This window comes from Polaromonas sp., from assembly GCF_029945685.1.
Classification (GTDB): Bacteria; Pseudomonadota; Gammaproteobacteria; order Burkholderiales; family Burkholderiaceae_C; genus Polaromonas.
Genome location: NZ_JAQSDA010000020.1, coordinates 25,094 through 45,054, shown reverse-complemented (window position 1 = coordinate 45,054; position 19,961 = coordinate 25,094). Strand labels below are relative to the sequence as shown.

17 protein-coding genes are annotated in these 19,961 nt (G+C 60.6%); 7 read left to right on the top strand and 10 right to left on the bottom strand.

Annotation, left to right across the window (positions count from 1 at the left end):
• Positions 1-16: 16 nt before the first annotated feature.
• The 3 genes from PSV26_RS11810 to PSV26_RS11800 form a co-directional block, all read right to left on the bottom strand.
• Positions 17-1,696 (bottom strand): HlyD family efflux transporter periplasmic adaptor subunit, encoded by a 1,680-nt coding sequence (locus PSV26_RS11810; protein WP_300570927.1) that lies wholly within the window; start codon positions 1,694-1,696, stop codon positions 17-19.
• The gene (locus tag PSV26_RS11805; protein ID WP_300570925.1) at positions 1,693-2,973 is read right to left on the bottom strand and encodes a TolC family protein; all 1,281 of its coding nucleotides are present in this window, start codon (positions 2,971-2,973) and stop codon (positions 1,693-1,695) included. The genes PSV26_RS11810 and PSV26_RS11805 overlap by 4 nt, the downstream gene beginning before the upstream one ends.
• Before the next feature lie 87 nt (positions 2,974-3,060).
• A complete protein-coding gene (locus tag PSV26_RS11800) occupies positions 3,061-3,441 on the bottom strand; it encodes a hypothetical protein (protein ID WP_300570923.1) in 381 nt (126 codons plus the stop codon).
• Between the two features lie 237 nt (positions 3,442-3,678).
• Here PSV26_RS11800 and lspA point away from each other — a divergent pair, with 237 nt between their 5' ends.
• A complete protein-coding gene (gene lspA, locus PSV26_RS11795; RefSeq protein WP_300570921.1) occupies positions 3,679-4,206 on the top strand; it encodes a signal peptidase II in 528 nt (175 codons plus the stop codon).
• A gap of 82 nt (positions 4,207-4,288) precedes the next feature.
• Here the strand turns inward: lspA and PSV26_RS11790 are convergent, their stop codons facing one another.
• Entirely contained in the window at positions 4,289-4,726 is a 438-nt protein-coding gene (locus PSV26_RS11790; protein WP_300570919.1) for a DUF3703 domain-containing protein, read from the bottom strand.
• Positions 4,716-6,950 (bottom strand): heavy metal translocating P-type ATPase, encoded by a 2,235-nt coding sequence (locus tag PSV26_RS11785; protein WP_300571742.1) that lies wholly within the window; start codon positions 6,948-6,950, stop codon positions 4,716-4,718. Before PSV26_RS11785 ends, PSV26_RS11790 begins: the two co-directional genes overlap by 11 nt.
• A 239-nt stretch (positions 6,951-7,189) precedes the next feature.
• On the opposite strand from PSV26_RS11785, the gene cadR reads away from it, so the two are divergent.
• The 3 genes from cadR to PSV26_RS11770 all read left to right on the top strand — a co-directional run bounded on the left by cadR (position 7,190) and on the right by PSV26_RS11770 (position 8,672).
• The gene (gene cadR, locus PSV26_RS11780; RefSeq protein WP_293595770.1) at positions 7,190-7,696 is read left to right on the top strand and encodes a Cd(II)/Pb(II)-responsive transcriptional regulator; all 507 of its coding nucleotides are present in this window, start codon (positions 7,190-7,192) and stop codon (positions 7,694-7,696) included.
• A gap of 200 nt (positions 7,697-7,896) precedes the next feature.
• Positions 7,897-8,232, top strand: coding sequence for a four-helix bundle copper-binding protein (locus PSV26_RS11775; RefSeq protein ID WP_300570917.1), 336 nt, complete (start codon positions 7,897-7,899; stop codon positions 8,230-8,232).
• Between the two features lie 23 nt (positions 8,233-8,255).
• The gene (locus PSV26_RS11770) at positions 8,256-8,672 is read left to right on the top strand and encodes a DUF305 domain-containing protein (protein WP_293595772.1); all 417 of its coding nucleotides are present in this window, start codon (positions 8,256-8,258) and stop codon (positions 8,670-8,672) included.
• A gap of 25 nt (positions 8,673-8,697) precedes the next feature.
• On the opposite strand, the gene cueR is transcribed toward PSV26_RS11770, so the two are convergent.
• Both cueR and PSV26_RS11760 read right to left on the bottom strand, forming a co-directional pair.
• Positions 8,698-9,153 carry a Cu(I)-responsive transcriptional regulator gene (gene cueR, locus PSV26_RS11765; RefSeq protein WP_300570915.1) on the bottom strand — a complete coding sequence of 152 codons (456 nt, stop codon included), beginning with the start codon at positions 9,151-9,153 and terminating at the stop codon, positions 8,698-8,700.
• A complete protein-coding gene (locus tag PSV26_RS11760) occupies positions 9,150-11,579 on the bottom strand; it encodes a heavy metal translocating P-type ATPase (protein WP_300570913.1) in 2,430 nt (809 codons plus the stop codon). The genes cueR and PSV26_RS11760 overlap by 4 nt, the downstream gene beginning before the upstream one ends.
• Positions 11,580-11,754: 175 nt before the next feature.
• On the opposite strand from PSV26_RS11760, the gene PSV26_RS11755 reads away from it, so the two are divergent.
• The 3 genes from PSV26_RS11755 (at position 11,755) to PSV26_RS11745 (ending at position 14,627) form a co-directional block, all read left to right on the top strand.
• On the top strand, positions 11,755-11,949 hold the full coding sequence (locus PSV26_RS11755) for a heavy-metal-associated domain-containing protein (RefSeq protein WP_096698832.1): 195 nt from the start codon (positions 11,755-11,757) through the stop codon (positions 11,947-11,949).
• 450 nt (positions 11,950-12,399) lie between these two features.
• Positions 12,400-14,247, top strand: coding sequence for an N-acetylglutaminylglutamine amidotransferase (locus tag PSV26_RS11750; RefSeq protein ID WP_300571740.1), 1,848 nt, complete (start codon positions 12,400-12,402; stop codon positions 14,245-14,247).
• Positions 14,244-14,627: a hypothetical protein gene (locus PSV26_RS11745; RefSeq protein ID WP_300570910.1), complete on the top strand. Its 384-nt coding sequence runs from the start codon at positions 14,244-14,246 to the stop codon at positions 14,625-14,627. Before PSV26_RS11750 ends, PSV26_RS11745 begins: the two co-directional genes overlap by 4 nt.
• A gap of 147 nt (positions 14,628-14,774) precedes the next feature.
• On the opposite strand, the gene PSV26_RS11740 is transcribed toward PSV26_RS11745, so the two are convergent.
• Genes PSV26_RS11740 through pgm form a run of 3 tightly spaced genes read right to left on the bottom strand, consistent with a single transcriptional unit; the run spans position 14,775 to position 19,958 of the window.
• On the bottom strand, positions 14,775-15,866 hold the full coding sequence (locus PSV26_RS11740) for an acetate/propionate family kinase (RefSeq protein ID WP_300570908.1): 1,092 nt from the start codon (positions 15,864-15,866) through the stop codon (positions 14,775-14,777).
• A 10-nt stretch (positions 15,867-15,876) separates the two neighbouring features.
• Complete coding sequence (locus tag PSV26_RS11735; protein WP_300570895.1) at positions 15,877-18,255, bottom strand: phosphoketolase; 2,379 nt, start codon at positions 18,253-18,255, stop codon at positions 15,877-15,879.
• 11 nt (positions 18,256-18,266) lie between these two features.
• On the bottom strand, positions 18,267-19,958 hold the full coding sequence (pgm, locus tag PSV26_RS11730; protein ID WP_300570892.1) for a phosphoglucomutase (alpha-D-glucose-1,6-bisphosphate-dependent): 1,692 nt from the start codon (positions 19,956-19,958) through the stop codon (positions 18,267-18,269).
• Positions 19,959-19,961 lie beyond the last annotated feature (3 nt).

The window sequence follows — 19,961 nt, the reverse complement described above, 5'->3', positions numbered from 1 at the left end:
GTGTGCGGCCCCTGCTTCAGCGAACCTGGTTGACCAGCGGCGCACCTTGCGTCACTACCCGATCACCGGTTTTCAGGCCATCAACAATTGCGGCGGTGCTGCCGTCCAGTGGCACCTGGCGCACAGTGCGGGGCTGAAATACTTCGGCGCCGGTGTGCACCCACACCATGTCCTGGTTGCTGGCGTTTTTGACCACAGCACCCAGGGGAGCGGCAAAACCCTTGAGCTGGCTTTTGGTCTGCACGGTTACCTTGACCGGCTGGTTGATCGACAGGGGCAAAGCGTTCTTGCTTGGCAGGGTGCGAAACACCAGGGGAATCGCGCCTTCGCGCAGGCTGCTGCCCGCACCTACAAATTGCAGCGGCACGCTTGCGCCGGGCGCCGGGCTGGCGCTGGCCGACGCGATGTTCGCGGCCAGCGCAGCATCAAAGGCGCTGGCTTCGACACTCATGCGCGCGGGATCGACAATTTCGAACAGCACCTCGCGCCCTTCAACCACCTGACCGGCTACTACGTTGGCGGCGGCAATCACGCCCGATACGGGCGCCACCAGGGCTTCGGTGGCCGACACGCTGCCCGCGACAGCTGCCGCACGTTGCTGCAGGCTGACCACGTCTGACTGTGCGGCTTCAATATCCTTTTGCGGTACTGTGCCTTCGAGTTGCTGCAGACGCTCCACGCGCCGGCGGGCGAGGTTCAGGCTGGCGTTGAGTTCGGCGCTTTGCGCCTGCTGGTTGGCGCGGTCAATCGCGCTGCTGGAGGCGCGCACCACGGCGAGGACTTCGCCCTTGCGCACTGCTTGCCCGAGTTGCGGCAGGCCACGCGGACCAGCCTCGATGCGCCCGGCCTGCGTCGGCTGCACCTTGCCGCCGGCATTGCTGTCGAGTACTACCCTGCCCGTGAGTTCGACCGTAGTCGGCAAAGAAGCCTCCTGGGCGACCACGGTTAGCACACCGAGTTGGCGCTGGCTGGCCTTGGGCAAAAACACGCCGCCGTCGGCCAGACGGCGTGGGGCGTTGCCGCCAGCAGTGGGCGCGGACTCGTCGCCGTGGTCGTGGCCCGGTCCTGCCTTCGCGTCCAGGGTGGCTGTTGCGCCCAGGCCCAGGGCGCAGACGGCCATCAAGATGCCGGCCAGGCTTTTACGTCGGCGGTTTCGCCATGCCGCAGCGGCAATAGCCGCCAGTAGCAGAGCAGCGCCCACGTATGCTGCCCAGCGCAGCCAGGGCCGTGTCGTGGCTGCATGATCGTCTTCGGCATGCGGGTCAGGTATCACCAGGTCGCCGGCCAGCAAATCGGTGTCCTTGCCTGCGGCGACGACAAAACTGACGGCCAGCGTACCCGGCTGGCCCAGCAAGTCATGTTTGAAGCTGTAGCTGCCGTCCGGCTGGGGCGCGGCAATCCCTTTGGCTGCACCGGCCTCGACTTCGATCTTTGCATCTGTAACCGGCTCGTTGCTGGCGTAGCGGTCCAGGTAAATTTTCATCTCGCTGTTTTCGACAACGCCGACCAGTTCGAACAGGTCGGAGTGGCTGGTCATACGCGGTGAGGTGACTGCGCCGGCCGCCGCTGGCGCCTCGGCGCCGTGGTCGCCCGCAGCCCAGGCCGTGGCGAACAAACTCGACGCTATGAAAACAATAGCTACTAACGACTTCTGGATATGGGCTAGAGGCTTATTTGGCTTGTAAATGAGGTTCATGGGAGCAATCCAAGGGCTTGATTCAATTGGGAAACGGCGCGCTGAAGGCCCACACGGGCACGCGCCAGGGACAGATCGGCTTCAAACTTTTCGCTGTCGGTACGCAGACGGGTTGGCAGGTCGGATTCGCCCAGACGATAGGACTTGGCCACCAGGCTTTGCACCTCACTGCTCAGGCGCGCGCGTTCGGCCATGCTGGCCTGCGTGCGGCGGGCGGCGTCGAGCTCGGCCAGTGCCGATGCGAGTTCGGTCTGTACCTGCCGCTGGGTAGCATCCAGTTCGGCCTGTGCGGCGTCGAGTTCTGCGCGTGCTGCCGCGATGCGGGGCACATTGCGGTTGTCCGTGCCGAAGGGAATTTTTATCGCCAGACGCACGCTGTTCTCGCTCGCGGCGCCAAAGGCCGAGCGTTCCCGCGTGATTCCGACGCCGATTGACATGGGGTCGCGCTTGTCGGTTTCGCTCAGTTCCAGCGTTGCTTGCGCCGCCTGGACCCGCGTCTGCGCGGCCTGTAATGCGGGGTGTTCAGGACTCAAGACGGGGTTGGCGGACGGCTGCGTTTCATCCAGCAGCGGCACACCTGCCAGACCGGTCAGGGCTAGCCACTGGTTTTGCAGGCGGGCCAGTGCCTGCTGCGCCTGCTCCCGTCCGCTGGCGGCTCGTTGGGCCAGGGACTGCGCCTGCAAGCCGTCTACGCGGGCGCTGTCGCCAGCTGTCACGCGGCGCGCCACGTCTTGCGCCAACGTAAGCGCTTCGCTGTGTTTGCGTTCGGCCAGGTCGCGTTCAGTACGGGCTACAGCCATGCTGGCGGCTGCTTCGCGCACCTCCGCAGCCAGTTTCAGCCTCGCTACCTGTTGCTGAGGATCGAAGCCTAAACGCATAGCTGCCAACTCACGCTGCGCGGCACTACGCACGCCCGGGCTCCAGATCGGCAAATCCAACTCGGCTTCGTATTCTCGCAAGCCGCCGTTGTTGTTGAAGCGGTCGCTGCGCTGCGCCAGCAAGGCGCTGGGGGAGCCGTTAATCCAGGACGATGCCGCGCGCTCCCTGGCCTGCAATTGGGCGCGGCGGCTGTCTGCGCTGCGGGCCGCCGGGCTCAGGGCCCAGGCCGCGTCCACCGCCTCCCGCAGGGTGGTGCCGCCGGTGGGCGCTGCGGCTCCGGCTAAGGAGGGTATGGGGCGCGGCGGCGCTGTCTGGGCACTGGCGAGCGTAATCGCGGCCGGCACCAACAGCCATGCGCAGGCAAGCCGCGACAACCGGAAAGAGGAAAAATCAAGCAAGAGCGTTCTCCGAAGCAAATCAAGACTTCGGCGAACCTTTGCACTCAGGCCACTGGAAAAAGAAAGACTTTTGAAGCGCCCGTCAGGTCAAAGGCTCACCACCAATGAGGTGGTGGTGCTCCATTTGGGCCGCTCGATGCTGTTGGGATGTTCGCGGCTGGCCCAGAATTTCGGCGAGGGGCGCGCGGCACCCGACACGGCGTCACTGAAACGCAGATCAGCCATTGTCAGCATGCCGGTGGTGTGACTGTGGCCGCAGTGGCTCTGGCTGCAGGTCTCGGAGTGCCCATGCCCCCCGTCTGCGTAGGAGCGCGCATCGGTGCCATCCGCAACTGCCAGCTGGGCCTCGGTGGCGTGGGCCACTATATGGCTTAGCTCCTTCGCAGCATCGGTTGCTGCGTGTGCATAGGCTCCGCCCGAAAGCAATGCCAGCCAGACAATCAGGAAGTGACAAACAAGACGTTTCACGGACCGTATGCTAACAGCCGCGAAAGCCCCCGCGCCGCGCAAGGGAAGAGGCCGGGACTTCAAGTGGGCAGACATTGAATTTTTAGTAAAAGCAAAGTGATGCATGATTGGAAACCCTCAACCCACTTCAAGGTCAAGTAAAACTTGCAGCTTTACAGTTCCTGAATATGTACTGGGCAGTTGGCGAGCCGCGTATTGAATCGGGGTTAGCTTGAAGCCCTGTAACCTCAACTAAAAATGTCCAACCCTTCGTCATCAGTTATCTCCTCGTCAGCAAACAGTCCCGCAATTCTCGGCGGCTCCGCAATTTGGTATGGCGTAGCGCTTGCCATTTTTCTCGCGGACCACGCGGTGAAGTTTTGGGTGCACGAATACACCCCCTTCAGGTGGAGCCAGCCCGTCACGGCATTTTTTAATCTGGTGCATGTGTGGAATCAGGGCGCGGCGTTCAGCTTTCTCGCCGATGCCGGTGGTTGGCAAAGATTTTTCTTTCTGGTTGTTGCTTTGCTTGTTTCAGCCTGGCTTGTGTGGGTTTTGCGCAAGCCGCTTCGCACGGCGGAGGGCCTGGGCTACAGCCTCGTTCTTGGCGGCGCTTTGGGCAATGGGCTGGACCGGGCGATGCGTGGCTATGTCGTTGACTTTCTCGATTTCTATTGGCAGGACTGGCACTGGCCAGCATTCAATATTGCGGATATTGGCATTGTCTGTGGCGCATTACTGCTGGTGCTGTCCTCGTTTAAGCGGTCCGGCTCGAACGCTTCCTGAGGCGTTTGCATATCTTGGGCGGCATAGGCCCTCTTGGTGGCTGAGAGGCTGAGACCCTGGGCTACTGTGCTGTCCGTCCCGCTCACATCCTCGCCTGAGAGTTACCAGATCCCTCCAGTAGCATTGTCCTCGAAGACTTTTCGCGCGCTTCGGTGATCAATCGCTTCATTTCCTGATCAGGCTCCATCCGCTTGAACGCGCTGACAGTGGCGCGGCCGATATTGCCACTAGGCAGCTTGCCGATGAGGTGTCCTACAGGCACCAGACTCAATCTGAACAACTGGCCAAAAACTTCAGGATAGTCTCGCTTGGACAACGCAAAGCTCAGCATCGTGCGATGGTTGTGCCAATGAAGAGGAAAGTGATGTTGTCCAACAATATGCGCGGCCATGAGCCAACGCCAGCGGCCCTCTATGTCCTGCCCCTTGCTTTCAGCGAACCCCTGCATCAGTTGCTTATAGAGCTGTCTGCTCTGCAGTCGACTGTCGGCGGGTAGGTGACCTGCGGTATCAGTGGGCATGAGGATGCTCCTGTTGGCCGACCAGGCTGCCTTTATTGATTACGGAAGGCGCTTTAGACCCTCGCAGCAGCCGCAAGCCGTTGCCAACCACCAGCAAACTGGCCCCCATGTCCGCAAACACTGCCATCCACATCGTTGCGCCGCCGACAACGGCCAATACTAAAAACACACTTTTAATGCCAAGGGCCAAAGTAATGTTCTGCCAGAGGATGGCGTGTGTGCGCTTGGACAGGCGGACCGTCTCCGCCACACGCAGCAAGTTGTCATTCATGATGACCACGTCGGCCGCTTCCATGGCGGTGTCAGTGCCGGCGGCACCCATTGCAAAGCCGATGTCCGCCTGCGCCAGCGCCGGCGCGTCGTTAATGCCGTCGCCTGTCATGCCCGTGGCGCCGTAGCGTTGCTGCATTTCTTTGATCGCTTCCAGCTTGGCCTCTGGCAGCAGGTCCCCGCGGGCATCGTCGATACCTGCCAGCCCGGCAATCGCTTTCGCGGTCGCAACATTGTCGCCCGTCAACATCACTGGAGTCACGCCCAGCGCTTTAAGGTCAACGATAGCCTGTTTGGACGTTTCCTTGATCGTGTCAGCAACAGCAAGTATGGCCAGTACGCGTTTGTCGTCGGCAAGCATGGTTATCGAGCGGCCCTGCTGTTCATGAATGGCCAGCTCGGCTTCCAGTTCTAGGCCGCAAAACCCCTGTTCGTGAATGAACCGATGGTTGCCGAGGATCAGGCGCTGGCCATTGATCGTCCCTTCGACGCCCCGGCCTGGCAGGGCCTTAAAGCCGTCGACCTCGGCTGACGGCACACCGAGCCCAAGCGCAATGGCTTTTGACACTGGATGGTCTGATCGGGCTGCCAGGGCGGCCGCCAGTTGCATGGCGGAGGACTCGTCAGCACTGCCCCAGGCGCGCGAAGCCACCAGTTTGGGCTTGCCTTCTGTGATGGTGCCGGTTTTATCCAGCGCCACGGCCTTCAAGAGACGAGCATCTTCCAGGTATGTCCCGCCCTTGATGAGGATACCCCTGCGCGCACCCGCCGACAGACCGCTTACCACCGTAACAGGAGTGGATATGACCAAAGCACAAGGGCAAGCAATCACCAAGAGAACCAGCGCCTTGTACAGTGCCTCCATCCACGTGAAGCTGGTGAGTACCGGCAGCAAAACCGCCACAGCAATGGCAATGGCGAAAACTGCTGGCGTATAGATGGCCGCAAACCGGTCCACAAATCGCTGGGTAGGAGCGCGTGTTCCCTGGGCTTCCTCGACCGCATGAATGATGCGCGCAAGCTTCGTGTCATTGGCACCTGCGGTGACGCGCATATCCAGTTCACCGGTTTCGTTGATGGTTCCTGCGAACAGCTGGTCTCCGGTGCTTTTGTCGACCGGAATACTTTCGCCCGTGATTGGCGCCTGGTTCACTGCGCTGCTGCCTTTGATCACCACGCCATCAAGAGGGATGCGTTCTCCAGGTTTGATGCGAACAGTGGCCTCCAGCGCGACGGATGCCACCGGCGTCTCCACCCACGACCCGTCGGGTGTGAGCATCAGCGCCTGTGCTGGAGCCATGTCCAGCAAGCCTTTGATGGCATTGCGGGCCCGATCGACGGCTTTCGCTTCAATTAGCTCGGCAATGGCGTAGAGCGCCATCACCATGGCCGCTTCGGGCCACTGTCCGATGAAGAATGCCCCCGTAACGGCGACCGCCATCAAGGCGTTGATGTTCAGCTTGCCGCGCAGCAGCGCTGCCATGCCCTTTTTATAGGTCTCCAGACCGGCAAGACCAATCGCCACGCCCGCCACGGCCATGCCACCTATCTTCCATGCCATCGTGTCAGGCGCGAGATACGAAAGAATCTCTGCACCGATCGCAAAAGCCAGGGCCAGCACCATCCGCCACACGCCCCCCGAAATGCCATGCTCATGGTCGTGCGCCGCTTCAGCGCCTTCCAAAGCTGGCTCAGAGCCAGCCGCTGGCAGCGGCTCGGGGTCGAAACCTGCCTTGCGAATAGCCGCTAGCGCCAGCGGGTACGCCTCCGAAGTCGCATCAATGCGCAATGTGCGCGCTCCGAGCTGGAATCCCAAGGAGCGTATCCCCGAAATAGGCTCAAGCGCTTGACGAATTTCGGACTCTTCGACGGCGCAGTCCATGGTGGGAATACGAAAGAACTGTCCGGAACCCCTTGCTTTGGGCGCGGGAGCTGTCGAAGCTGGTGTGGAGATTTCTCTTGGAGTACAACAGTCGTCGGACTGAGTCGCTGGTAGCGGTTTCGCCGCGGCGATGGGAGCCGTCTCGGCGGGCGCGCAAGATTGACCCGCATTGCAGCAGGTATCGGATTGGGTGTTTGGCAAGTTTTCTGATTTCATGCCTAATTGGAAACCCTGTAGCGGCCTTAAGGTCAAGTGCTGATAAACCGAACTTTGTCAGCCGTATTGCCTTTGGTTTGAAGGAGGATTTCCCCATGAAGATCGGAGAATTGGCCAAGCTGGCCCAAACACAATCGGAAACCATTCGTTTCTACGAGCGAGAGGGCTTGCTACCTGAGGCCAACAGGAATCAGGCGAACTATCGCGTCTATGACGAGAGTCACATCCAACGGCTTGCCTTTATTCGCCACTGTCGATCTTTGGACATGACTTTGGGTGAGATTCGAACCCTGCTTCATTTCAAGGATGCCCCGGAGGAGAACTGCGACGAGGTCAATGCACTACTTGATGCGCACATTGACCATGTTGCTACACGCATTCGCGAGCTTCGTATTCTTGAGAAAGAGTTGAAGTCGCTGCGCCTGCAATGCCAGGCAGGCAATGCGTCAGCCGATTGCGGCATTCTCTCCGGTCTGGAAAAAGCCTCCCGGAATACAAAGCATCACAACACCCGGAATCTGGGGCATGCAGCGCATATTCAGAGAACCCACCAGCAAATTGCGCCGTCCCCACACAGTAGCGCCCCGAAGCTTCGCAAATAGTCTAAGTGGTCACCCTACGGAGCCGTTGCATGGATTTCCTTGTACGGATCGGCACTGCTTCGGATATTGCTTTTAATTGTTGATGCTTTAGAGATTACTGCATTTAAAGCCTTTTGATTACACGATTTTCGGGTTCGCAAACTAATCTCTGAATGTAGGAGCCAATGTCGGCCCAAACAAATTCACGTTAGGAGTTAGATATGCCACGCCAAATTCATGCCGCCTGCATAGAGGCCTGTAACGCTTGCGTCATCGCCTGTAATCACTGCGCCGCTTCATGCCTGCAGGAGCCCGATGTAAAGATGATGATCCGGTGCATTGCGCTGGACATGGATTGCGCTCAGATTTGTGCGGTCGCGGCTGCGGCTATGGCACGAGGCAGCGAAAACGCCAAAGCGATCTGCAAAGCGTGCGCGGACGTCTGCCAAGCCTGCGGTGACGAGTGCGCCAAGCATGACATGGACCATTGCCAAGTCTGCGCCAAGGCCTGCCATGCCTGCGCCCAAGAGTGCCGCAACATGGCGACGATGGCTTAAAACAATTCAATAAAGGAACAATCATGATTTCAAAGTTCACTCTTTTAAACACTTGCCGCCTCGGTGCAATGACCTTGGCAGTATCTTTAGTTTGGCCTGTCGCGCATGCACAATCGTCTGGATCCACTGGCGGCGCCATGCCAGGGATGCCAGCAGCCGCCGCTCAAATGCAAGGCGGCATGGATATGAAGGCAATGATGAAGGACAACAACGACAAGATGGCCGGGATGAATATGACCGGCAATGCCGACGCAGATTTCGCCATGATGATGCGGATGCACCACCAGGGTGCCATCGACATGGCGGAAGCTCAACTGCGCAGCGGCAAAGATCCTGAAATGCTCAAAATGGCCAAAAAAATCATTGCCGACCAGAAAAAAGAAATTGCCCAGTTTGATAAATACCTGGCAAAGCATCCTCACGAAGGCGCCAAAAAGTAAGGTCCTGCCAAATAAACCTGATGGATCAGTCGCTGCGTCGAGCCTTAACGCTGGCCGGCAAGTTGTGAACTTGACCCAACTGGTCAAGGATTGGACAGTCAGGCCGGTGATCGCCATGGCAGCAATGAATTAAGGTCTCCAAGGCCCGCTTCATTGCCCCCATCTCTGACATCCTCTCGTTGAGATCAGCCACTTGCTTGAGCGCGATCTTTCGAACATCGCTGCTTGAGCGTCGTTGGTTTTGCCAAAGTTTGAGCAGCTCCGCAATTTCGGCCATGCTGAAGCCCAAGGCCCGGGAACGCTTGATAAAGCGAAGGGTGTGAACCTCTTTATCAGAGTACTGGCGGTACCCTGAGTCCGTTCGATCAACGCTGGGCAGCAGACCCAGCGACTCGTAATGCCGCACCATTTTTGCGGAGACATCGGATTGGCGAGCGGCTTCGCCGATGTTGAATGGCCCCCCCATATTCGATTGGTTCATGTGTTGCTTCCTTTCCAGCGGCGCAGCATCAAGGCATTCGTCACCACGCTGACGCTGCTAAAAGCCATGGCCGCGCCAGCAACCATGGGACTCAGCAGACCGAAGGCTGCCAGCGGCACACCCACCACGTTGTAGATAAATGCCCAAAACAGGTTCTGGCGGATTTTCGCGTAAGTACGGCGCGAGATGTCGATTGCATCAGCTACCAGGGCCGGATTGCCGCGCATGAGCGTCACGCCCGCAGCATGCATCGCGACATCTGTTCCTGTGGACATGGCGATTCCGACGTCCGCAGCTGCCAGCGCCGGCGCGTCATTGATGCCATCCCCAACCATGGCGACGATGACGCCCCCGGCTTTCAGTTCACCCACGATCCTGGCTTTGTCTTCCGGCAGCACTTCGGCACGGATTTCATCAATGCCGAGTTGCTTGCCCACCGCCTGGGCACTGCCGCGGTTGTCGCCAGTCACCAGTACGGACCTGACACCTTGTTCGTGGAGCTTAGCGATGGCTAGTGCCGCCGTCGGTTTGACAGCATCGCCAAACGCCAGCAAGCCCAAAAGCACCGGTTGGTCTGTGATGTCAGCCACCCACGACACCGTCCGGCCTTGGGCCTGGAGCTCGGCGGCACGTCCCGATAAGGGCCCAAGGCCCACTCCCAGTTCGTCCATGAAACGTGAACTGCCAAGGCGCAGGTCACGCTGCGCCACTACGGCAGCCATGCCGCGGCCGGCAATAGCGCGAACTTTGGACGCCGATGTCAGTTGAGCGCCCTCTTGAACAGCGGCATCCATGACGGCGCGTGCCAAAGGGTGTTCGCTGCCCGCCTGGATAGAGGCACTTGCCGCAAGAAAAGCCAGACGATTGCCATCGACGGCATCGGCTGCTACCAGCTCTGGTTTGCCTTCGGTAAGCGTACCGGTTTTGTCGAACGCAACCACTTTGACGCTATGTGCAATTTCGAGTGCTTCGGCGTCCTTGATCAAGATGCCATGCCGGGCAGCAACCCCGGTACCAGCCATGATCGCTGTGGGAGTGGCCAGGCCCAGAGCACAGGGGCAGGCAATAACCAGCACCGCTACAGCGTTGAGAATGGCGTTTTCCCAGTTCCCCGTGCTGAGGCCCCAGCCCAGCAAGGTGACCAGCGCAATGCCGATCACCACCGGCACAAAGACCTCGCTGACCCTGTCGACCAAGCGCTGTATGGGCGCTTTCTTCGCTTGGGCGGATTCGACCAGCCGCACGATGCGCGCCAGGGTCGATTCGGCGCCAATGGCGGTGGTTTTTACCAGCAGCAAGCCTTCCGCATTCACTGAACCTCCGGTGACCTTGTCACCCTCGTGTTTGGCCACGGGCAGACTTTCGCCCGTGATCAGGGATTCATCGATCTGGCTGGCCCCTTCCACCACCACGCCGTCCACCGGTACGCGTTCCCCCGGGCGAATGACCACGATGTCGTCCTTGAGCACCTGGCTGATCGGTATTCCGTGATCCTGTCCGTCCCGGCGCACCCGGGCTGTTTCCGGCCGCAACGCATTGAGCGCGCGAATGGCTTCTGTCGTCTGGCGTTTAGCACGGGTTTCCAGCCATTTGCCGAGCAGTACCAAGGTGATCACTACTGCTGAGGCCTCAAAGTAGAGGTGTGCCATCCCATGGTCACCGTGGACCAGCAATTGGTACACGCTCAAGCCATAACCCGCTGAGGTCCCAAGCGCCACCAGCAGATCCATGTTGCCGGCGCGCGCCTTGAGTGCTTTCCACCCAGAGCGGTAAAACCGGGCGCCCAGCCAGAACTGCACTGGCGTTGCCAAGGCAAATTGCACCCAGCCAGGGAGCATCCATTCGATGCCGAACAGCATGGCGGCCATCGGAATGACCAGCGGAATCGACAGCACGGCCGCGACAGCCACCGGCCACCATTCGTTGCCGCCCTTGACCGCCTCCCCCTGCCTCTTCTCCTCGGCGATCGCGCGCGCGGCATAGCCGGCCTTGGCCACCGCCGCAGTCAGAGCGCTGACGTCCAGATCACGGCTCGCCAGCTTAACCTCGGCGGTTTCGGTGGCCAAGTTGACTTGGGCGGAGGTCACGCCGGGCACTTTGAGCAAGGCTTTTTCGACGCGAGCAACGCAGGATGCGCAGGTCATGCCCTCGATACTCAATTGCACCGTTTGTTCGCCCACCGTGTATCCGGCCTTCTCGACGGCTGCGCGTAACGCATTCAGGGCCACGCCCTTATCGGCCCGGACGGTGGCCGCCTCGGTTGCCAGGTTCACGTTCGCCTCGCTGACACCCGGAATAGCCGAAAGGGCCTTCTCGACGCGGCTGACGCAGGACGCGCAGGTCATTCCCTCGACTGGTAAGGTCCAGTCGATTTGGCCTGGCGCGCTGGGTTGAACTGCTGTTGCTGTGTTCACGGTGTTCCTCATCTGCTTTTAGGCCGGCGTGGCGGCGATGAGGAAATTCTGAACCTTCCCACCATGGAAGGGTCAAGCCGGTAGAAGTTAATTCCCTGCCCAGCATGTGGATATGTGACGAAACATTTTGACCTTGCCACGGTGGCAAGGTCTAAATTTAGACATTCCAATTTTTTAGGAGCCTTTGATGCTTGAATTCAACCTGCCAGACATGAGCTGCGGCCACTGCGCCAGCACCGTCGCCATGACCGCCAAGCTCGTCGATCCCAACTCCAAGGTGGATGTCGACATAAACACCAAAAGGGTCAAGATCGAATCGACCGAAGACCGGTCGGATTTCGTCGAAGCGCTGACCGAGGCTGGTTACCCGCCGGCACTTTGAGGTCCGGTTGACAGCACGCCACCCGACATTTTTGGGAGGCGATATCTCCGGACGAAATATCAGCTGTGTGCAGCCAAGCTCATGAAGATCGACGCCCGGTTGGGTGAAAGGAGAGGGATTCAGACATTTGCCCCATAGTACGCCCGCCCGCGCTGCTCAGCCTACAAAGCGACACATTGCTACCGAACTCAGCGCACTGCCTTACATCGATATGTCACTGTCGCCACCGGATCGTCCATCGAACAGACAGGGGGAGGCAACGACTGATATCCTGTTTAGACATACCGAATGCTCAACCTAACCTGTCCCAACCCGTGAACGCTTTTCTACCATCACCGCATATGGATGCGCCTTCAAGAACAGGCAGCATCGCATCCCGTTCTCTGGAAGGTGCCGCAGTGCATCTGGCCGTGTCGAGGAACGGCTTACCCATCCTACGCCAGGCCTTCCATGTGCGGCATTTGCGGTGAACTGAGATTCGACGCCACGTCACCTGACATGGCGGTAATCAAACGCATATCCGAAACGCTGGCACGCCGCGGACCAGACCACGCGGGAACATATGCGAACGGACCGGTTGCCTTTGGGCACCGGCGCCTCGCAATCATCGACCTGTCTGCAAACGCCGAACAGCCGATGGTGGACGACACACTGCACCTCGCTCTGGTGTTCAACGGCACGATCTACAACTACCGGGAACTACGTGCCGAACTGATCTCAATGGGCCATACCTTCGTCTCGGAAGGTGACAGCGAGGTCATTCTCAAGGCGTACGCTGCATGGGGCGAACAGTGCGTACAACGTTTCTACGGCATGTTCGCCTTCGCCATCTGGGATATGCGTCGCGCCAGTCTGTTTCTGGCGCGGGACCGCTTCGGTATCAAGCCTTTGTACTTGACCCAGGATGACAATCGTCTGCGGTTTGCATCGAGCTTGCCCGCGCTGCTTTCTGGCGGCGGCGTCGATACACGTCTCGATCCTGTCGCATTGCACCACCACTTCATGCTGCACACCGTGGTGCCGGCACCGCGCACGATACTGACCGGCGTTCGCAAACTTCCGCCCGCCAGCACGATGACAGTCAGCATGGGCGGGGCCGTCGCGCAGAAGGTTTACTGGACGCTGGATGCGACACGACTGACAGAGCCGCTTTCAGAAGCGCAATGGCTTGCAAAGACGCGCGAGGTCCTGGTGCGCGCGCTTGACCGCCACCGCCTGGCCGCCGACGTACCGGTGGGGGTCCTGCTGTCGGGGGGGCTGGATTCGAGCCTGCTGGTTGGATTGCTGGCCGATCAAGTGGACGACCTGTTGACGTTCTCGATTGGCTTTGAGGGCATCCCGGGGGTCAGTGTGGGCGCTGAGAAGGCTGACGAGTTCGAGTTCTCGGACCTGATCGCTGCGCAGTTCAAGACCCGCCACCACAAGCACTTAATCCCCAACAGCGAGGTGCTTGCCCGCTTGCCAGAAGCCGTGGCGGCCATGACAGAGCCGATGATGAGCCACGACGTCATCGCGTTCTACCTGCTTAGCGAGCGGGTGTCGAAGGAAGTGAAGGTGGTACTGGCCGGGCAAGGCGCCGACGAGGTGTTTGGCGGCTACTTCTGGTACCCGTTGATGGATGCTGAAACCGGCCCGCCAGTCGAACGCTTCGGCCGGCATTACTTCGACCGTGATCATGCGGAGTATCTGGAGATGATTGCGCCGGCATGGCACGTGCCCGACGTGACAACGGAGCTGGTCGCGCGCGAACTCGCCACGCCGCAGGCCGACACCTTTCTCGACGAGGTTTGGCGCTTTGATGCGACGACCTTGATCGTCGATGATCCGGTCAAGCGCGTGGACAACATGCCGATGGCTTGGGGCCTGGAAGTGCGGGTGCCCTTCCTAGACCACGAGCTGGTCGAACTTGCCGCCAGGATGCCGCCCGAACTGAAACTCAAGGAGGGGGGAAAATTTCCCTTAAAGGCGATCTCGCGCGGCGTGATCCCGGATGCAGTGATCGACCGTCCGAAAGGCTACTTCCCTGTGCCGGCTTTGAAACACGTGCGCGGCCCGTTCCTGGAATTGATGCGGGGCATTCTGCAGTCGGATGCTTGCATCCGGCGCGGGCTGTACCAGCGCGCGTATGTCGAAAAGCTGCTGGCCAACCCGGAGGCGCATTTCACGCGCATCCAGGGCAGCAAGCTGTGGCATCTGGCGCTGCTGGAATGGTGGCTGCAAGTGCACATCGATGGCGTCCCTCATGGCACCGTCATGCAACCTGGCTCAGACGCGCTTTCCAGCACGTCGCACGCATGACCTTCGACTCGACCAACGCGCCTGACCGACGCGCCGATTCTTCGCAGCGCTTGCGCGACCGTGCACTCGCACGTTGGGAGAACGAGGGCGGCGCTGGGCCCGCCGACCCGGACTCTGGCTCTGGCCTTCGCAAGCCACGGGCCGATTCACCACCGTTGAGCAACGCCGAGCTGGTGCAGCTTCAAGTGCGCGTCATTGCGCTCGAAAACCTCGTCATCGCGTTGCTGGCTCAAGCCGGTGAACAACAGCTTGAAGCGATTCGCGATATGGCGGCGTACATCTTGCCGAGACGGGATTTTACACCGCATCGGCTGACGATTCATGCGGCCGCCGAGATGATCAGTCTTGTCGGTCGGGCCAATCGGTTCCGGGGCAGATAGACTTCGGCTACTACGCGTCTCCAACGATGCTCCGAAGGCAGCTTCGCCATCATCAACCTGATGTGCTCGATCGAATGGGAGGGGTCCAGACCATTGTGGCCAGTCGAGAACGAGTGACCCTCTCCCTCCTGCTGACGGCATGCGAGTTCATGCGACCAAGGCCCACGCATGGCGGGCAATCTGCTCGTCTTCCTTGGACACGAGAACCTGCACCGAACATCGCGATGTGGCGTTGTTGATCGGATTGCTCGCCAAGCAGTTGCGGGCTTCGTCCAGATTTACGCCTATCCAAGACAAACCAGCGCAGATAGACGCACGCACAACTGCATCGTTCTCGCCGATTCCGCCAGTGAAAACAAGCAGGTCAAGCCCGTCTAACACGGCGATCATCGCAGCGATCTGCTTGCGCACGGACTGGCAAAACATCTCGATGGCCAGCCGCGCGTCCGGGTTGGACGGCGCCGCTTCGTGTAACTGCCGCATGTCGCTATCCAGTCCAGAAATCCCCTTGAGGCCGGATTGGTGATCGACCAGGGCTTCGATCTGGGCAGCGTCAAGCCGCTTCTCGCGCATCAGGTACACGAGCAAGCCCGGGTCCAGGTCGCCGCTGCGCGTGCCCATGATCACACCGCCGGTTGGTGTCAAGCCCATGCTGGTGTCGATCGACTTACCACCTTTGACTGCGGTGATGCTTGCACCGTTGCCGAGATGGGCGATGACCAGCCGCACCGGCATGCCATTGCCCAATTGCTGCACAATCGATTCGAGCGACAGTCCATGGAAGCCGTAGCGCTGGATGCCTTCAGACTGCAGTTCCCTGGCGATCGGAAGCACACGGGCGACCTCTGGCAACTCGGCATGAAAGGCGGTGTCGAAGCACGCGACCTGAGGAACGCCGGGAAAGTGCGCTTGTGCGAAACGGATGTGCGCCAGCGCGGCGGGCGCGTGCAGCGGCGCAAAGGCGGCGGCGGCTTGCAGCTGGCGCAGCACCGCATCGTCGATGCGGGAATGCTGCCGCAGCGCAGGCCCGCCATGCACGATGCGGTGCCCGATGGCATCCGGTGGCGGCATCCCGGATGCTGCCAGAACGCTGGCGACCTGGGTGATCGCGTCCGGATTCTCAGCCGTGGCGATGGTCTCACCGAGCAACTTCTGGGCTCCGGTCGAATCGACGCGGTACAAGCCGAACTTGAGCGACGACGAGCCGCTGTTCATCGCGAGAACGTTCAGCGAGTGCATCCACAAACTTTCACGCTGTCCACCGCCAGTCCAAAATCTCCGGCATGTCCTCGCCATGTTCGCCGATGTAGAGCTTGTGGCGTTGCATGGTTGTCTCGTACCGCGCGGTTTCCGCGGCGACCTGGTTCGCCAGCCTCGGAATGCGCTGGATCGCGTCCAGCGCCAATTGGAAGCGATCCACGTTGTTCAGCACCACCATGTCAAACGGCGTCGTGGTGGTGCCCTCTTCCTTGTAACCGCGCACATGAATGTTGTCGTGATTGTGCCGCCGGTAGGTCAACTTATGGATGATTGCAGGGTAACCGTGGAAGGCAAAGATCACCGGCTTGTCGGTGGTGAACAGGGCATCGAACTCGCGGTCGGCCAGGCCGTGGGGGTGTTCTGAGGGCGGCTGCAACACCATGAGATCGACGACGTTAACGAAGCGGATGCGGATATCGGGAACATATGTCCGCAGCAGGGTCACGGCGGCCAGAGCTTCCAGCGTTGGCACATCGCCGGCGCAGGCCATCACAACGTCGGGGTCGACCTGACCAACACCCGCATCTCTGCTGGCCCACTCCCACACACCTGCACCGGCCGCGCAGTGACGCACGGCCGCGTCCATGTCTAGCCACTGCGGCGAAGGCTGCTTGCCGGCGATGATGAGGTTGACGTAGTTGCGGCTGCGCAGGCAGTGGTCGGCCACCGAAAGCAGCGTGTTGGCGTCGGGCGGCAGGTAGATGCGCACCACGTCCGCCTTCTTGCTCGCCACATGGTCGATGAAGCCGGGGTCTTGATGCGAAAAGCCATTGTGGTCTTGCCGCCAGACATGCGAGGTGAGCAAGTAATTCAATGACGCGATCGGCTTGCGCCAGGGAATCTGGTTGCACACCTTCAGCCACTTGGCGTGCTGGTTGAACATCGAATCGATGATGTGGATGAAGGCCTCGTAGCAGGAGAACAGGCCGTGACGACCCGTGAGCAGGTAGCCCTCGAGCCAGCCTTCGCACAGGTGCTCGCTCAACACTTCCATTACGCGGCCATCGGCTCTGAGGTGGTTGTCACGCTCCTCCTGCACACCGTCCAGCCACACTTTGCCTGAAACTTCGAACACCGCATCCAACCGGTTTGACGCAGTTTCATCCGGGCCAAAGAGTCGGAAGTTGGCCGCTTTCAGGTTGAGTCTCATCACGTCGCGCAGAAACCTACCAAGGACGCGTGTGGCCTCAGCCTCCATGGCTCCCGGCTCGGTCACCGGAACGGCATAGACGCGGAAGGAAGGCATGTCCAGCGGTTTCAGCAACACGCCCCCGTTGGCGTGCGGATTGCAGCCCATACGGCGCTGGCCCGTCGGTGCTAGCGCAGCCAACTCCTCACGGAACCGGCCGTCCTCGTCGAACAATTCCTCGGGCCGGTAGCTCTTGAGCCAGGCTTCGAGCTGCTGCACATGCCCGCCTGTTTTGAACTCAGCAATCGGCACCTGGTGCGACCGCCAACTGCCTTCAACTTGCTTGTCGTCAACGCGTTTCGGCCCTGTCCAGCCTTTGGGTGTGCACAAGACGATCATCGGCCAGCGTGGGCGTGGCAGAGGCTGCCCCGGGTCGAGTGCTCGCGCCTGCTGTTGAAACTCGCGTATTTGTGCCAGCACCGCATCCAGCGCGCCGGCCAACTCCTGGTGCACGAGCACCGGGTCGTCGCCTTCGACGAAATACGGCTCGTGGCCGTAGCCGCGCATCAGATCGGTCAGTTCTTCCCGGCTGATGCGCGCCAGCACCGTGGGGTTGGCAATTTTGTAGCCATTGAGGTGCAGGATCGGCAGCACCGCTCCGTCGCGAGCAGGGTTCAAAAATTTGTTCGAATGCCAGCTCGCCGCCAGCGCGCCGGTCTCGGCCTCACCATCACCGACAACGCAGGCGACGATGAGATCGGGGTTATCGAATGCAGCGCCATAAGCATGGGCCAATGAGTAGCCCAACTCGCCACCCTCATGGATCGAACCTGGCACTTCTGGTGACACGTGGCTGGGGATGCCGTGCGGCCAAGAGAACTGTCGAAACAGCCGCTTCAAGCCGTTGCGGTTGCGTTCGATGGCTGGGTAATGTTCGGTGTAAGACCCTTCCAGATAGCTGTTCGCTACGATGCCTGGCCCACCGTGACCAGGACCCATGACGTAGATCATGTTCAGGTTGTTCTCTTTGATCAGCCGATTCAGGTGAACATAGAGAAGGTTCAAGCCCGGCGTCGTGCCCCAATGGCCCAACAGGCGAGGCTTGATGTCGCCGAGCGTGAGCGGGCGCTCCAGCAGCGGGTTGTCCCGCAGGTAAATCTGCCCGACCGATAGGTAGTTCGCCGCACGCCAGTAGGCGTGCATCTTCTGCAGGGTGTCAGGGTTCAAGGAATCAGACATGGAAGAGCCCTTTAGGGAGTATTGATTTTAAGTGCAGACGAAGGGGAAATCGCCGCATCGACGATGGCCTGCGCCTCTTGCAGAATGCGCTGCAGGTGTTCGGCGCCTACAAAGCTCTCGGCGTAGATCTTGTAGATATCCTCGGTGCCAGAGGGCCGCGCGGCGAACCAGCCGCTGGCTGTGTTGACCTTGATGCCGCCGATCGGCTCACCGTTGCCGGGAGCGTGACTGAGGATGTTCTCGATACGTTCCCCGGCCAGTTCAGTCGCGGTGATGTGCTGTGGTGCGAGCGCCGCTAGTTGCGCTTTCTGCTGCACCGTCGCAGGGGCCTGCACCCGGCGTGCCACTGGCCCGCCGAACTCCTCGGCCAAGCCTGCATACCGCTGGCCGGGGTCGCACCCGATGCCCGCAGTGATCTCGGCCGCGAGCAGTGCAGCCGCGATGCCGTCCTTGTCGGTCGTCCAGGCCGACCCGTCTCGGCGCAGGAACGTGGCGCCTGCACTCTCTTCGCCGGCAAAGCCAAGCGCACCGTTTTGCAGACTGCCGGCGAACCACTTGAAACCGACCGGCATCTCGACCAGTCGGCGACCGAGCCTGGCCGTGAGTCGATCGATTAGCCGGCTGCTGACGACGGTCTTGCCAACTGCAGCCGAAAGCCCCCAATCCGGGCGGTGCTGGAACAGATAGTCGATGGCCGCCGCCAGGTAGTGGTCAGGCGCCAGCAAGCCGCCCCCTGAGGTGACGATGCCGTGACGGTCGTGGTCGGTGTCACAGGCGAAAGCGATGTCGAAGCGGCTCTTCATGTCCACCAGCCGTTGCATGGCATACGGCGACGACGGGTCCATGCGAATCTTGCCGTCCCAGTCGAGCGGCATGAAGGCAAAGGTCGGATCAACGACCTCGCTGATGACGGTCAGGTCGAGGCGGTAGCGCTCGGCAATGGCCGCCCAGTAGTGCACTCCGGCGCCGCCCAGCGGATCGACGCCCATGCGCACCTTCTCCTGGCGGATCACGTCCATGTCGATCACGTTGCCGAGGTCACCGACGTAGGAGTTCAGAAAGTCGTAGCGATGCGTCGTTGCGGCCTGAAGTGCTCTGGCGTGAGAGACGCGCCTCACGCCTTCGAGGCGTGCTTCGAGAAGGCGATTGGACTCGGCCTCGATCCAGTTCGTGATGTCCTGGCCAGCCGGGCCGCCGTGCGGCGGGTTGTACTTGAAACCGCCGTCGCGCGGCGGGTTGTGCGAAGGCGTCACCACGATGCCGTCGGCGAGGCCAGTGTCACTCAAGTGCGAACGCCGGCGGTTGTAGCCCACGATCGCATGCGAGACCGCTGGCGTTGGCGTGTACTCGTCGTTGGTCGCCAACATTACATCGACACCATTGGCCGCCAACACTTCCAGCGCACTGGCGCACGCAGGCGCCGAAAGCGCATGCGTATCGATGCCCAAGAACAGCGGCCCGTCGATGTGGTTGGCTTTGCGGTAGTGGCATATCGCCTGCGTGATCGCCAGCAAATGCCATTCGTTGAACGAAGCGTCGAGGGCCGAGCCGCGGTGGCCCGAGGTGCCGAACGCGACGCGTTGGGCCACGACCGTGGGGTCGGGCACGCTCGCAAAGTAGGCGGTAACGAGCCTGGACACGTCGACGAGCGACGACTCAGGCGCCGGGTGGCCGGCCAGGGAGCTGATCCTGCCGCTTGCCATGTT

Bases quoted from the DNA above. Each gene is read 5' to 3' on its own strand.
- PSV26_RS11745 (WP_300570910.1), top strand. From the start codon at position 14,244: ATGACCTTCGACTCGACCAACGCGCCTGACCGACGCGCCGATTCTTCG.
- PSV26_RS11810 (WP_300570927.1), bottom strand. From the start codon at position 1,696: ATGAACCTCATTTACAAGCCAAATAAGCCTCTAGCCCATATCCAGAAG.
- PSV26_RS11770 (WP_293595772.1), top strand. From the start codon at position 8,256: ATGATTTCAAAGTTCACTCTTTTAAACACTTGCCGCCTCGGTGCAATG.
- lspA (WP_300570921.1), top strand. From the start codon at position 3,679: ATGTCCAACCCTTCGTCATCAGTTATCTCCTCGTCAGCAAACAGTCCC.
- PSV26_RS11735 (WP_300570895.1), bottom strand. From the start codon at position 18,255: ATGTCTGATTCCTTGAACCCTGACACCCTGCAGAAGATGCACGCCTAC.
- PSV26_RS11755 (WP_096698832.1), top strand. From the start codon at position 11,755: ATGCTTGAATTCAACCTGCCAGACATGAGCTGCGGCCACTGCGCCAGC.
- PSV26_RS11775 (WP_300570917.1), top strand. From the start codon at position 7,897: ATGCCACGCCAAATTCATGCCGCCTGCATAGAGGCCTGTAACGCTTGC.
- PSV26_RS11740 (WP_300570908.1), bottom strand. From the start codon at position 15,866: ATGCACTCGCTGAACGTTCTCGCGATGAACAGCGGCTCGTCGTCGCTC.
- pgm (WP_300570892.1), bottom strand. From the start codon at position 19,958: ATGGCAAGCGGCAGGATCAGCTCCCTGGCCGGCCACCCGGCGCCTGAG.
- PSV26_RS11790 (WP_300570919.1), bottom strand. From the start codon at position 4,726: ATGCCCACTGATACCGCAGGTCACCTACCCGCCGACAGTCGACTGCAG.
- cueR (WP_300570915.1), bottom strand. From the start codon at position 9,153: ATGAACCAATCGAATATGGGGGGGCCATTCAACATCGGCGAAGCCGCT.
- cadR (WP_293595770.1), top strand. From the start codon at position 7,190: ATGAAGATCGGAGAATTGGCCAAGCTGGCCCAAACACAATCGGAAACC.
- PSV26_RS11760 (WP_300570913.1), bottom strand. From the start codon at position 11,579: ATGAGGAACACCGTGAACACAGCAACAGCAGTTCAACCCAGCGCGCCA.
- PSV26_RS11750 (WP_300571740.1), top strand. From the start codon at position 12,400: ATGTGCGGCATTTGCGGTGAACTGAGATTCGACGCCACGTCACCTGAC.